Here is a 13,035-nt window from a genome sequence, read left to right on the forward strand (position 1 = left end):
CCAGCCATGGTCAGGGAACTGCTTTCCTACGTCTACGGATCGGCGGTCGCGCTCATCCTCGGAATCGCCACCGCTGTCTGGGCAACCGAACGCTTGCCGTTCTTTGGCGAGCTGCAGATTGGGGACTGGACCGCGTTTCCGTCGGTCGGCCGCGCCGATCCCGATCCCTATACACGGGCCTATCTGGCACGCACGGGAGCGCTGCCTCTGGCGATCGCCGAGGGCATTGCATTCGAGATGCACGCCGATTCGGAAGGCCGGCCGCTGAATGCCGCCTGTCATTATCTGATCGTCGGGAAAACACCGACAACGCGCCGGTGGACGATCCGGGTCGAGCGCACCGGTCCAGCATACGACGCCAGCAAACCCGCCCTACCCGTCTCGCTGCATTCGCGCGGCCTGCTTCATCAGGTTGACGGGAGTCTGGCAATTCGCGTCTCGCCGATACCGGAACCGGGAAACTGGCTTTACACGGGCCCGAATGGCCCCTTCAAGCTGGTCTTGACGCTGTATGACACGACGATTGCGAGCGACATTGGCCTGACTGAGCTGACCATGCCTGAAGTAAAATTCGAAGGCTGCGGCAATGTTTAGATTCCTGTACGCGACTGTGATCGGCGTGGTTGGCGCAGGCCTGATCCACCTTGCCGTCATCCTGTTGCTTCCGCTGTTTTCCAGCAACGATGTTTGGCAGCAGATCGAGGCGCAAAGCCAACCCTACGAGATTGTCCGTCTTGACGGGCGCGCCGACCGGTTCGCCGCAGCCCGGGTTTTTGATCCGAATTTCGCGGTGTTCGCATGCCGCTTCAATCTCGCCGACGGCGTTTTCTGGATCAGATCGCCCGGCAACATCGATTACTGGTCTGTTGCGGTTTTCGACGATCGCGGCGCGATACTGTTTTCTGCGAACGACCGGATTGCAGCCACCAAGGCCATCGACCTCAGTGTGGCCCTTCAGCCCCAGATCCGTTTTCTTCGGCAAAACCCGAAAGCGCTGCTGGAAAACTCGATCATGACCGGCGCGGCTCGGCGCGAGGGCTTCGCGGTCGTGCGGATATTTCGCCCGGATCCCAGCTGGGAGCCGGTGGTCGAACGCTTTGCGTCGCAGATGCGATGCACCAGCCTGCCGGTATGACTCCTACCGGCTCTTCGACTCCGCCGGCGCTGGTGGGTTGGAAACCGGCTTTGGATTGTTCACCCTCTCGTGCCACACGCCCGTGAACACAAGTATGTCGCCGGTGGTTTCTCCATCTGCCCGTAACACTGTCTTTTCGTCGGGGGCAGTACGCGGAGCGATAGACGGAAATGCCACGACCTTGGCCATGCTTTCGTTCTCCGCTCGCAGGTATGTTTGCATACCTCTGGCAGCAACATGGTTAACAACTTGCTAATGATTGGCGACTAACCTTCTCGGCGAGAATGGCCTGAAGGTGATCGTCAATGCCGAATTCGTCATCCACAACCAAGCCGATCATGGCCAAGCCGGCCGAGATCGACGAAATCGCGGTAGCAGCCGTCACTGACTTTTGTGCCCGCGCGCGACCTTCACGCGACGACGCATCGCGCCTCAGCGACCTCGTCATGCCGCTTATCCCGCGACTGCGCCAAGACAGCCTCAGAAAACTGTCGGCAAAGCTGGCGACCGCCCATCACGTCCCGAAGATGATGCTGCTCGCGCTTTGCGATTGTCCGATAGCCGTTTGCTCGCCGATATTGACCCGCAGCGCCTGCCTCTCGTCTCCCGAACTGCTGGCGATCATATCCCAGCACGGAAACGATCACGCCCGGGCGATCGCGCGGCGCCGCAAGTTGGAAGCGCCGGTTGTCTCGGCGCTGCGCGGAATGAACTCACCCGGCGTTGACCGCGCGCTCGACCTGCGACAGCAGGTTGCAGCGGAGCCATCCAGAAAGGCGTCGACAGAAACGCTGCCGCAATCGGCCGAGCCTGACGCATTCGAAGCCTACCGCGAGACGATGCATCTCGATCTCGACGTGAACACCCGTTCGCTTGTCCAGACGGACTTCGACGAACTTGCAAACCTGGCCGCCGATCCCAATCCCGTCCTGCTGCAGACCGCGATCGCAGATGCCGTCGGACTGACCCTTGCGAGCGCAGCGGCGCTTTGCGCCGACCCGACATCAAAGAACTTCGTCTACGCATTGCGCTTCATCGAAGCGCCACCGGAAAAGGCATATGGCGTGATTGCGGCGCTTGCCCCTCGCCTGGCGATGCGGGCCGGGGTTCGCGAGAGATTCCTGAGCGCATACATGTCGGTCACGGCAGATGACGCGGTTCGCAAGGTCTCCGGTTGGCGCAGCGACGACCTGATGGCGCTTGCTCGCGAGGCCTTTGCCGCCAACGGCAGAACCCCAGGTGCCACGGTTGGCCACGAGCTACGCGAGGATGCGCGGGTCGCCTGAACCGATTGTTCAGGTCAAGCCGACATAGGCGCTGATATCGCTATCCCTGACTTCGAGTTCCAGGACCCAGAAATCGGGATCAAGCCGGGTTTCCTTTTCGAAGCGTTGCGCCAGTTCAACGTCGCTCAATCGATCGGCGACCAGTTCGAACAGGCGGCCGCCTGCCGGCACATCCTCGCGATCGGCGATGACCACCTGAGGCACCTGAGCGTATAGTGCTGTGCCGGCGCCTGCCCCGCCCGGAACACAAATGAAGATCGCGCCAGCTTCGTCGGCGCCGCGCCTGATCACGGCGGCAAATCCACCGTCAACGTTTACCTGGCGAATGATCGCTGAGATGAAAAGCGAGGATGTCAGCCGCGCGGCCAAGGATCAGGTCTCTACTGGATCAGTCCGACGTCGCGCATCTTGTCGAGCAACGGGCCGTCGATTTCACCGGTGACCGGGATTCGGAACAAGGTCTGGAACTCGCGGATAGCGGCCACCGTCTGCTCACCACGAATGCCGTCGACGACCATATCCGTGTTGCCAAACGCCTTCAGCGCGGCCTGTACCTTGACGACCTCGGCCGAGGGGATCTTCGGCGGCAAGCCGGGTTTCTCGGGCGAGCGGGTCGCGGCCAGAATTTCGGCAACCGTCGCAGCTGCATCCTCGAGGTTCCTGCGCGGTGTCTGCGGGCGGTCAGCCGGAACCGCGGCTGTAATGTCGAGGTTGTTACGGAGCGATTGAATCAGCTGCTCGTTCGAGAGCACGATGCCGCGAAGCCCCGAACTCTTCTTGTAAGCGTCGATGGCTGCGGTCGTAACCGGCCCCTGGAGCCCATCGAGTTCTCCGTCGTAGTAGCCGAGCTTTTCAAGGAGTTCCTGAATTGTCGCGATCGGGCTCTCTCTGTCATTCGACGGTGCGGATGCAACCTGCGGGCGTTCCTCTGCAGCCTTCGCGATTGCCGGCTTGCGAAGCGACGGCACCGGTATCTGGCTATCATCCAGCCTTTCGATTTCGGTCGGTTGGAAGACCAGCCGGGTCACGTTCCTGTCGCGAACAGGCGCTCCGTTTCCCGGGGTTACATCCAGCGGCCGGACATCCGGGCGGGTTGCAAACAGGGCCGACGGATGCGGTTGATCCTGAAAATACAGGGCATTGGCCGTAAAGAACGTCATTGCAACCGCAAACGCGGTAAAACCGCCGACAGCAGCCGGATTTGCGGCGATCACGTCGCCGACCGCCTCCGAAAGCCGACCGATGGCCGATCTTTCTCCCATATCGTCAAATTGCGACTGAGACCGCATCCGCATCCTCCTTCCGCAATCCTGCGCCGTGATCTTTCACATTCCGATTGCCGGCGACCGGCAAATCAATGGTCGCGGCATCCGGTATCGTCAGCGAAATGCGCGTACCGTTGCCTTCCCGGCTTTGAATATCGACAGACCCGCCGTGCAGCGCGACAAGCCCATTCACCACAGTCAATCCAAGCCCGGTACCTTCGCATGTGCGGGTAAAATCGTTGTCGGCCTGAATGAACGGCTTACCGACACGCCGCAGTTCCTCAGGTGTCATGCCGATACCGTTGTCGCTGACGCTGATTGCGAAACCATCATCCTGTCGGACCGTGGAAACACGAACCTCTCCACCTTCAGGCGTGAACTTGATCGCATTCGACAGGACGTTGATCACTACCTGGCGAATAGCCCGCCGGTCGCCATCGGCTTCCGTGAGTTCAACGTCGAGATCCGTGCGAACCGTTACCGACTTCTGGCGTGCCTGCGGTTCGAGCATCGCAACGCATTCGCCGACAGTCCCGTTCAAGTCGAAACTGTCGCGAAAGATCTTGTAGGTCCCGGCATCGATCTTGGAGACATCGAGAATCGTGTTGACGATCGACAGCAAATGATTGCCGGAACTGTGAATCAGATCGACATATTCGCGCTGCTGATCGTTGGCCAACGCACCTGTGATATCGCTTCGCAGGATGTCGGAGAAACCGATGATCGAGTTTAGCGGCGTTCGCAACTCATGGCTGACCGTGGCGAGGAAACGCTGGCGCGCCTGAGCGATGGCGTCTTCTTCCCCACCGCCGGCGATGCCCGGTTCTCCGCACCGGTCGATGGAAAGCCGCAACCTGTCGCTGGACCGGACAATCGTCAAGGAGCGCGGTTCGTAAGACTGGACCTGTCCTTGTCCGCTGAAGTCGAGCCTTGCCGACAAGCGCGCGCACGCCACCCGGTCGTTGAGCGCGTCACTCATCGCAGTCATCACGGCGACGCGATCGAGAACGTGAACATGGTCGATGAACGAGCGGCCAGCCGGAAGGAGTTTGGAGGCGGAGTGCGATACGCCTCGTATCGTTCCGTCGCGGGTCACCTCGAGGCTCAATGCCTCGTCGCGACTGTCCTGGGGCCCGGTCATTTTGTCCGTCGTACTGTCAACCGAACCTCCCGGATGGGACAGGCGGCCGCCGGCCGCGCAGAAAAACAAGACCGCGGCGCAAGTAAAAGCCAGCAGCGGCGAAACGCCGACAACTGCGCCGGAGAGAGCTGCCCAGACAGTGAGCACAAACGCGACGACCCGCCATGGCGAGGCGGTGATCGCCAACATGCCGAGGGCCAGGAACGGCACAGTGACGAAAACCAGTGCGATGGCAGCGGCAGCACCGTATGTGCCCGGCAGGATATTGCCGCTGAACAACAGGCAGGCCGGCGCTACGATGAAGGTCGCTCCGCCTGCCAGGAAAATCAATCGCTCAGCAACAAGCGAACGGATCGCGTGATCCCCGGCGTCCTGATCAGTGCCGGTACGCGCCCACCGCCCGGCAAGATCGCCAAGAACGCGCCGAAAAGCACTAAACTGGGAGTAGACAAGAGCCAAGACTGCAACTCACAACACATGCAATTGCGGCAATAATCACCGCGGATCCAGAATCGCACCCAGCATTTAAGGAATGGATAAACGGTGGGCCGCGATGACTGCAAAAGGCGACAATTCGCCCCTTGGAGCGCTTGTCTGCGGCCGGTTTTGGAAACATGGTTAACAGGCGGTTCTCGCACCAAAGTGTTGAAATGCATCGCGTTTGTCGCAATCGATAAAAATCGAGACAAACTTCCATCAATTCTGCGGCACTCCGAGCTGAATGCACAAACTGTCGATGTGGCATGCGAGGCCCGACCGGGATTGTTGGGACCTGCAAACGAAATGCGTTTTGTTATCAAATTGCTTGTGTTCGGCTTTGTGGCGCTCGCCATCCTGCCGGCTTTCGCGCCGGCGGAATTCCGTCCGCTATCAAGTGACCACAATCCATCCGAGGACAATCCGAGCGTCGTCGCCGTGGCTTCGGTGCTTGTCCAGGCAGCCGGCGACCTGAAAGCGATTTGCTCGCGGCAACCGGAGATGTGCGAAACCGGACGGGAGGTGCTGGCCTATACGGGCGGAAAGGCACGCGACGGTCTCGTTATCGCCTACGCTATGTTTCGTCACGGACATCCGTCGATGAAAGAGGACTGACGGTCAGATCGGCACGGCGAAAAGTCGACCGGGCCTCAACGAACCGCACCGAACATCGTTGCTTTTGGCGCCCAGCACAACTCTGGCATCTGCCATCGTTTCCAGATAACACCAGTGAATGCGCCGGCTTGGCGCGTCCTCCTTGGTTCCCGCATCGATGGCCATACAAAATCCATCGCACCGCATCGCTTTGCAAGGCCTGCTGGGCTTTGCGCTCGCCATGGGTGTCGGGCGTTTCGCCTACACGCCTCTCCTTCCGTTGATGCGCAATGATGGTCTGCTCGACATCGGGACCAGCGGCGTGCTGGCGTCCGTGCACTTCGCAGGGTACGCGGCGGGCGCCTATCTCTCGGGTTTCCGGAGCCTGCAGCGAGCGTGGCTCCTGCCTGTCTCGCTGGTGGCAATCGCCGTTTCGACGCTGGCCATGGGCCTGACAGTCAACCTGGTTGCCTGGTTTGCCGCCCGCGGCGCAGCCGGTGTCTGTAGCGCTTTCTCGCTCGTCGCCATCAGCACCATGACGATCCGATCGCTCGATCAGTCGGGACGTCTCGACCTGAGCGGCTGGGTCTTCGCCGGCGTCGGGATTGGCGTCTTCCTGACCGGACTGTCGGTGCTCTTTCTGGAAAGCACCGGCGCGGGAAGCCGAATGGTCTGGACCGTTCTCGGCGTCGTGGCGCTCATCGGCGCTGTCACCGTTGTTTCCCTGCAGGCCCGCACCTCGCAGCCCCGAGAAGCCAACTCAGCACGACACGATGCGCCGGAGCGCGTTGCGATCGCATGGTCGCTTGTTATCCCGTACTTCGCTGCAGGCCTCGGATATGTCATTCCGGCGACCTACCTCCCGGCGATGGCTCAAGCCTTGTTGCCGTCTCCCCTGGTCTATGGCTGGGGTTGGCCGCTGTTCGGCGCCGCAGCGGCATTCTCCACGATCGCGATATCTTCACGGTATGTTCGGACGCCCAGCCGCCAGATCTGGCTGGTCAGCCAAGTCGTCATGGCAATTGGGGTCGCCATACCCGCGCTATGGCAATCGATGGCGGGCATCGTGGTGTCCGCATTGTGCGTCGGCGGGACTTTCATGATCATCACCATGATCGGCCTGAGCGAAGCCCGGCGGATTGGCGGCGTGAACGACGCAGGGCGCCACGTCGCCATTATGACGCTCGCATTTGCGACCGGCCAGATCGTCGGTCCTGCAATGGCGAGCACTATCTTCGATGTAACGGGGGACTTCGACTACACGATGTTGCTGGCAAGCGGGCTTCTGCTGGTTTCGCTGCTGCCCATGCTCGCCACCAAACAGGCCCCCTGACGACCGCGTAGATGCGTTCAAACCTTGGCGTGGACGGCAATTGCCACTAGTTACGGTGCAAAGCTCTCCCCGGCCTTGAACTCCGGAGCGGGCTCAACATGGAGTTCCCTTATTGCTTCCCGACATCAATTCGATCGTTGAAGATTTCTCTTTCCTGGAAGACTGGGAGGACAAGTACCGATATGTCATTGAACTCGGCCACACACTCCCTGAAATGGCGGACGAAGACCGGACACCGGAAAACAAGGTGAATGGCTGTGTGAGTCAGGTCTGGCTTGTGCATTCGATCGAGGATGGCGCAGACCCGGTTATCCTTTTCAGGGGCGATTCTGACGCGCACATAGTTCGTGGGCTGGTTGCGATCATGATCGCCGCCCTTTCCGGAAAACGCGCTTCGGAAATCGAAGGGTTCGATGCGAGCGGTTTGCTGGCGTCTTTGGGACTGGAGGAGAATCTCACCCCACAGCGTTCGAACGGGCTCCGCGCCATGGTCGCGCGAATGCAGGACGAGGCCCGCTCGGCAAGCCACGCCGCCTGATTTCAGTCTGCGATCGGCGGACGGAAGCCATCGGCTCCCCATTGGCGAATCGGCGCTTGGCGTGTGTCGCTTTGTCGATCAGGCCGGTAGTGCCGGACGAGCATGCTCAAGGCGGTTTTAAGCATCAGCTTTGCGGACCGACGCGGCCAGCCGCGCTCCCGTTCGACCTGTTCCAACCCTTTTAGAAAACAGCAAATATCGAGCGTGGCACCTGCCAATTCGGGCCCAAGCGCTGCGATAGCCGCGTTGACCTTACGGCGAGCATGCAGTGCCCGGTCGGAAAGATCGACAACAGCGTGTTTCGCTGTGTGGCGGTCGCCACCGCGTTTCGGCTCCCATGAAGCAGTCATCCGCGGTCCAAGCATCGCTTTCTCGAAGTCGGATCGCAGACGCTCCGCCGCATCAATCTCGCACTCCATGAACCAAGGCGTACCGTCCGGGCGACGCATGCGCGCGATGGCGCCGATCGGGGACTCATCGAGATTCTCGAGGACCGGTTCAGACCTCTCACCCGTGTTTCGCACAGGCACGCGTTCTTGATGCTGCGCGGCAAATCCCGCCCCTGCCGACCGCTTTTCCAACGCCTGGCCGGCTTCCGTCAGCAGCAGGCTCTGCGCGGGACCGTCGCCGAGTGCCTCGACCAGGCCCCGCTTTCTCAACCGGTCGAAATGCTTGCGCGGTAGCCTGACTGAGCGGTCGTCCACAAGGCGCAGCAGCAATGTTTGAGGATCGGCGGTTGCAAGCATGGTTGGACGATATTGGGCCACCAGCCGAAGGAAATAAAGTGTCCGCGTGTCCTCATACATCGTAGGGACCCCGATCGGCCTCAAGTGAGAATGCGATCAAGATCAGGCGTTCTGCGCGTGCGACGATAAGGTCGAAGTCAGGGTCATCGCGCAAATCCTCGATTGTGTGACAGGCATGAACGACTGTGCTCTTGTCGCGGTTGAAGCCGTCTCCGATGGCCGACATCCTCAGGCCGAGCGTCACATGCGCGATATACATGCCGATCTGTCGGACTCGTGCAATGCTTTGCGAAGCCCGCCCCGGTGACCGGATTTGCCTTCCGCTGACGTTGAAGAACACGGACAAGAGGTCCACGACTGCGTCGCAGGCAGCAATCGGATCCCTGCACGCCATGGCCGCTGCATTGGGCTGTCGGCATGGATCGGTATCTGCGTCACCAACACCATCGACAAGAGACCGAAACCCGATGCCGAGCGGATCACACAGTTCTGTGGTCAGTTGTGTCATAGTCACTCCCGAAGATAGGATATTATTCCTACTACAGGATCAATGACGTTTGGTAGCCTGACCGCCAATCCAAACACCGAATTCCAATAAGCGTTTGATAGGCTTTGCGATTCGCGGCGCGCGCCTGCAGCGATCTATCCACCGCTTGCAACGCAATACTACTGTGCGGCCGAACAGCAGAGCTTTTTACTGCGTAGATGGAAGTGCGATACCGCGATGTCGAACAACGACCCTCGATGCGATTTTCGTGCTGCCGCGCGGCGGCCCTACCCGATCATCGCAACCATACAGTACCGACCAGACCGACTGCGCACTATGTCATCTGACACTCTTCAGGAGTGGATCGAAATCATACGGCTCGCATTGCAACGGGAGCATGCCAAGGGGAATGCACGACACTGGTCGTATGATCACAACCGGCATGTCGGGCTGATATCAGCGCTCAACATCCTCTTGGATCATCTTGCAGACCGCAACGCACGAGACCGGATTTCGAGGGAATGAAATAAAATCAAAAGCCGCGAATGCGATCGCGGCTTTTGAAAACTGCTCCAAAGCAGTTCTAGCGCTTGGGTCCGCGCTTGCGACCCAAACCCATCTCGCGAGCAAGTTTGGAACGCTGGGCAGCGTAAGACGGCGCCACCATCGGATAGTCTGCGGGAAGCCCCCACTTCTCGCGGTACTCTTCCGGCGTGAGACCGTAATGGCTCATCAGGTGCCGTTTGAGCGATTTGAACTTCTGCCCGTCCTCCAGGCAGATGATGTAGTCTTCGGTGACCGAACGCTTCGGGTTCACCGCCGGCTTCGGCTTTTCCTGGACTTCTTCAGCCTGCCCACCGAGCGTCTTCCCCAATGCCAGGTGAATTTCAGAGATTAGTCCAGGCAGTTCACCGGCCGGAACCGGATTGTTGCTAACATAGGCGGACACCACATCGGCCGTCAGCTCGGCCAGCAGGTCGTTTTGTCCGATATTTTCCATCATTTCGCTTATTCCTGCGTTTTTATTGATGTTACTTCCCATCCAACTAAAGATGGCACCCCCTCAAGTTGCGTGCCACATGTGACGTCTACCACAACAAGTTGGAATACGACAGTACAATTCGCCGGTTTTCCTGCAACTCAAGATTGAAATATCCATCTTGTGTCAGATATCTAGCGTATAAAGGGCAAATATCAAGCTCTACGAGTAGGATTTGATTCGCTCATTTCATCCAAAACAGAAGAATTTGAGATCGGATAACCGGCGACATAGGCAGCTTTTGCCAACAAATGCGCCGAAATCGGGGCGGTAAGGAGGAAAAATACTATGCCGGCAAGTGCACGCGTTACTGTTGCAGTATCGCCAGCATCAACTGCAAGTGCAAGCAACACTAGACCGGAGCCCAATGTCCCGGCTTTCGATGCTGCATGCATCCTGGAGTATATATCGGGGAAACGCCACAATCCCGCCGCCGCAACTAGAGCGAAAAACGCACCGCCCAAGACCAGTATTCCCGCAAAGATATCCACAAGAAAACTCATATCTACACCTCAGTGCGGCCGATTTTTTCTTCCGCTTGGGAAGCATATGATGGTGACGAATCGGCGACCGACGCCGATTTACCGTCGCCGGCACCAGCACCGGCCGGGACAGTTGCTCCGGATTGATCATCGCCAGACGCCTCGATGGCGCCGCGCGACATGACAAATCGGGCGAACGCAACGGTTGCAAGAAAGCCGACAAGCCCCAACGCGATCGCGATGTCCAGATAAAGCTTGTAGCCGGTCATGATCCCGATCACGGCGATAAACCCGATCGCCACGGCAACCAGCATGTCGAGGGCGAGAATCCGGTCCGGGAGCGTTGGACCCCGGATCACCCTGATGACCGTGATCAGAAACGACATCGACAGCATGGCCAGCGCCAGCCGGATCGCCAGGTCCAAGAAACTGTCAAAGACCATCAGCGAAAGGCCTCCAGGATCTTGCGCTCAAAACCGTCGGCGATGTCTTCGCGGGTCTTTTCGGGGTCCGAACAGTCGAGGGCGTGAACGAACAGATACTGGCGGTCGTCGGACACGTCGACCGACAGCGTGCCCGGCGTAAGGGTGATCAGATTGGCCAGGAACGTGATCTCAAGATCGCGGTCGACCTTGAGCGGGTAAGCCAGAATGCCGGGTTTCAAGTCCATGCGTGGATTGAGGACCAACAGCGCAACACGCACCGCCGAGAGCACCAGCTCATAGACGAACAGCCCCATCAGCGCGACGACCCGGCGGGCACGCGAGAAGTACCCGACCGATCCGACCTGCTCGCGGATCAGCGACAGCGCGACGGCGCCCAGCGCAAATCCGAACAACAGGTTGATCACTTCGAACGAGCCGGTGACCGCCGCCCAGGCGAGCGCCATGAGGATGTTTACGAGGTAGAGGTTCATTGCTGCGTTTTCACCTCCGCGTCAGTCGCGCCTTCGGCTGCTGGAAACACTGCATCAATATAGCCGGACGGCGCGAGCAACTCTGCCGCGATCCGGTCCGTGACCGCAATTACCGGCTCCGGATACACCCCGGCGACAACCGTCAAGAATGTCAGCGCGACCAAGGCACCGACCATTGATCCGGCGGGCCGGGCAGCGGGTTCGGCTTGTTCGGCGCGCTCGCGCCAGAAAGCCAGCGCAAACATGCGCCCGACTGCGATTGTCGTTAGCAATCCGGTCAGGAGAATGGCGAAGGCCAGCCACCACGCTCCGACATCCAGAGACGCCTTGACGAGATAGGCCTTCGGCCAGACCCCGGAGAAGGGCGGCAGCCCGGAAACCGAGAGGAACAGCACCAGCGCAATCGCCGCGAGCCACGGCGCCTGCGTGTACAATCCGCCTGCTTCACGAAGCCCGAAACCGCGCATCTGCATGCCGACAATCCCCATCAGGAAATACAGGGCGGTCATGACAACCATCGAATGCAGCGCATAGAACATCGCACCGGACAGGCCGGTCGCGCTTCCCAGCGCCAGTCCGGCAAGCATCGAACCGATGCCGGAGATCACAAGGAAACCGAGCGTACGGCGGATGTCGTTCTGGGCGAGCGCGCCAAGCGCACCGAGCACCATGGTCGCCACCGCGATCACGGCGATCGTCCCGGCAAGGATGTCACGCTCTGCCGGAAACAACGTAAGGAAGATCCGCAGCAGCGCGTAGACGCCGACCTTGGTCAAAAGGCCGGCAAACAGCCCCGACACGACGATGCGCGGCGTGTGGTAGGACGCCGGCAACCAGAAGTTCAGCGGGAAGGCTGCGGCTTTCATGGCAAAGGCGAACAGCAGCAGTGCGGCGACGGTAAAGACCGGTCCCGATCCGCGAACCTCGCCGATCGACCTTGCGATATCGGCCATGTTCAGCGTGCCGATCATACCGTAGAGATAGGCGACACCCAGCAGGAACAGGGTCGTCGCGACAAGGTTGAGGAACGCGTATTTCGTCGCGCCGTCGAGCTGAATGCGTTGCGAACCCAAGACCAGCAGCCCGAAGGACGAGATCAGCAGCACTTCGAACCAGACATAGAGATTGAAGATGTCACCGGTCAGAAACGCAGCGGTGACGCCGCTCATCATCATGAGCAGGAAGGGATAGAAACCGTAGCGACGCTCGCTGCGGTCGACGTCGCGGAGCGCGAAAACCCCGCCAGCCAGACCGATGATCCCGGCCAGCAGCGCAAATGACGCTCCAAGCAGATCGGCGGCAAAGGTGATCCCGAAGGGCGGCAACCAGCGCCCCATCGTCATCACGACAGTCCCGTTGTTCAACACATGCCAGAACAGGCCGATATCGGCCACGAGCATCAGGACCAGCCCGGTTATCGCGATATAGGGCTGCCGGTCCGTGTTCTTGCGCGTCATCAGGCACAACGCGCCGAAAATGAAGCCGAACACCAGCGGCGCAACCACGAACCAGTCCGCTGGCAACGGCGGTTCGATTACCATCGCATCGGACAGGTTTACGTCATATGTCGCTTTACCGGCCATCTACCCTGTATCC

Annotated in this window: 16 protein-coding genes; 6 read left to right on the forward strand and 10 right to left on the reverse strand. The window is 59.8% G+C overall.

Annotation, left to right across the window (positions count from 1 at the left end; translation table 11 throughout):
- Nucleotides 1-6 precede the first annotated feature (6 nt).
- From ACO06R_RS16585 to ACO06R_RS16595, 3 genes are all read left to right on the forward strand, one after another.
- Nucleotides 7-594, forward strand: coding sequence for a DUF1214 domain-containing protein (locus ACO06R_RS16585; RefSeq protein ID WP_421852511.1), 588 nt, complete (start codon nucleotides 7-9; stop codon nucleotides 592-594).
- Nucleotides 587-1,135, forward strand: a complete 549-nt coding sequence (locus ACO06R_RS16590; protein WP_421852514.1) for a DUF1254 domain-containing protein — start codon at nucleotides 587-589, stop codon at nucleotides 1,133-1,135. Before ACO06R_RS16585 ends, ACO06R_RS16590 begins: the two co-directional genes overlap by 8 nt.
- Before the next feature lie 305 nt (nucleotides 1,136-1,440).
- Nucleotides 1,441-2,421, forward strand: coding sequence for a hypothetical protein (locus ACO06R_RS16595; protein WP_421852517.1), 981 nt, complete (start codon nucleotides 1,441-1,443; stop codon nucleotides 2,419-2,421).
- 9 nt (nucleotides 2,422-2,430) lie between these two features.
- Here the strand turns inward: ACO06R_RS16595 and ACO06R_RS16600 are convergent, their stop codons facing one another.
- The 3 genes from ACO06R_RS16600 to ACO06R_RS16610 are packed head-to-tail and all read right to left on the reverse strand — an operon-like array spanning nucleotide 2,431 to nucleotide 5,286.
- Nucleotides 2,431-2,790 carry a DUF1491 family protein gene (locus ACO06R_RS16600; protein WP_421852520.1) on the reverse strand — a complete coding sequence of 120 codons (360 nt, stop codon included), beginning with the start codon at nucleotides 2,788-2,790 and terminating at the stop codon, nucleotides 2,431-2,433.
- Between the two features lie 11 nt (nucleotides 2,791-2,801).
- The gene (locus ACO06R_RS16605) at nucleotides 2,802-3,683 is read right to left on the reverse strand and encodes a peptidoglycan-binding domain-containing protein (RefSeq protein WP_421852523.1); all 882 of its coding nucleotides are present in this window, start codon (nucleotides 3,681-3,683) and stop codon (nucleotides 2,802-2,804) included.
- A gap of 4 nt (nucleotides 3,684-3,687) precedes the next feature.
- Nucleotides 3,688-5,286 carry a sensor histidine kinase gene (locus ACO06R_RS16610; protein WP_421852526.1) on the reverse strand — a complete coding sequence of 533 codons (1,599 nt, stop codon included), beginning with the start codon at nucleotides 5,284-5,286 and terminating at the stop codon, nucleotides 3,688-3,690.
- Nucleotides 5,287-5,370: 84 nt separating this feature from the next.
- On the opposite strand from ACO06R_RS16610, the gene ACO06R_RS16615 reads away from it, so the two are divergent.
- The 3 genes from ACO06R_RS16615 (at nucleotide 5,371) to ACO06R_RS16625 (ending at nucleotide 7,769) form a co-directional block, all read left to right on the forward strand.
- Nucleotides 5,371-5,919, forward strand: coding sequence for a DUF5330 domain-containing protein (locus tag ACO06R_RS16615; protein WP_421852529.1), 549 nt, complete (start codon nucleotides 5,371-5,373; stop codon nucleotides 5,917-5,919).
- A gap of 118 nt (nucleotides 5,920-6,037) precedes the next feature.
- Nucleotides 6,038-7,231: a YbfB/YjiJ family MFS transporter gene (locus ACO06R_RS16620; protein WP_421852532.1), complete on the forward strand. Its 1,194-nt coding sequence runs from the start codon at nucleotides 6,038-6,040 to the stop codon at nucleotides 7,229-7,231.
- A gap of 112 nt (nucleotides 7,232-7,343) precedes the next feature.
- Nucleotides 7,344-7,769 carry a SufE family protein gene (locus ACO06R_RS16625; RefSeq protein ID WP_421852535.1) on the forward strand — a complete coding sequence of 142 codons (426 nt, stop codon included), beginning with the start codon at nucleotides 7,344-7,346 and terminating at the stop codon, nucleotides 7,767-7,769.
- A 2-nt stretch (nucleotides 7,770-7,771) separates the two neighbouring features.
- On the opposite strand, the gene ACO06R_RS16630 is transcribed toward ACO06R_RS16625, so the two are convergent.
- From ACO06R_RS16630 to ACO06R_RS16660, 7 genes are all read right to left on the reverse strand, one after another.
- A complete protein-coding gene (locus ACO06R_RS16630) occupies nucleotides 7,772-8,575 on the reverse strand; it encodes a DUF6456 domain-containing protein (RefSeq protein WP_421852538.1) in 804 nt (267 codons plus the stop codon).
- Nucleotides 8,568-9,023, reverse strand: coding sequence for a helix-turn-helix domain-containing protein (locus ACO06R_RS16635; protein ID WP_421852541.1), 456 nt, complete (start codon nucleotides 9,021-9,023; stop codon nucleotides 8,568-8,570). Before ACO06R_RS16635 ends, ACO06R_RS16630 begins: the two co-directional genes overlap by 8 nt.
- A gap of 562 nt (nucleotides 9,024-9,585) precedes the next feature.
- Nucleotides 9,586-10,005: a MucR family transcriptional regulator gene (locus ACO06R_RS16640; protein ID WP_421852544.1), complete on the reverse strand. Its 420-nt coding sequence runs from the start codon at nucleotides 10,003-10,005 to the stop codon at nucleotides 9,586-9,588.
- Between the two features lie 191 nt (nucleotides 10,006-10,196).
- Nucleotides 10,197-10,544: a monovalent cation/H(+) antiporter subunit G gene (gene mnhG, locus ACO06R_RS16645; protein ID WP_421852547.1), complete on the reverse strand. Its 348-nt coding sequence runs from the start codon at nucleotides 10,542-10,544 to the stop codon at nucleotides 10,197-10,199.
- Between the two features lie 2 nt (nucleotides 10,545-10,546).
- Entirely contained in the window at nucleotides 10,547-10,966 is a 420-nt protein-coding gene (locus ACO06R_RS16650; protein WP_421852550.1) for a cation:proton antiporter, read from the reverse strand.
- On the reverse strand, nucleotides 10,966-11,439 hold the full coding sequence (locus ACO06R_RS16655; RefSeq protein ID WP_421852553.1) for a Na+/H+ antiporter subunit E: 474 nt from the start codon (nucleotides 11,437-11,439) through the stop codon (nucleotides 10,966-10,968). Before ACO06R_RS16655 ends, ACO06R_RS16650 begins: the two co-directional genes overlap by 1 nt.
- Entirely contained in the window at nucleotides 11,436-13,022 is a 1,587-nt protein-coding gene (locus ACO06R_RS16660) for a Na+/H+ antiporter subunit D (RefSeq protein ID WP_421852556.1), read from the reverse strand. Before ACO06R_RS16660 ends, ACO06R_RS16655 begins: the two co-directional genes overlap by 4 nt.
- Nucleotides 13,023-13,035 lie beyond the last annotated feature (13 nt).

It is taken from the genome of Oricola sp. (assembly GCF_965230365.1).
GTDB lineage: Bacteria > Pseudomonadota > Alphaproteobacteria > Rhizobiales > Rhizobiaceae > Oricola.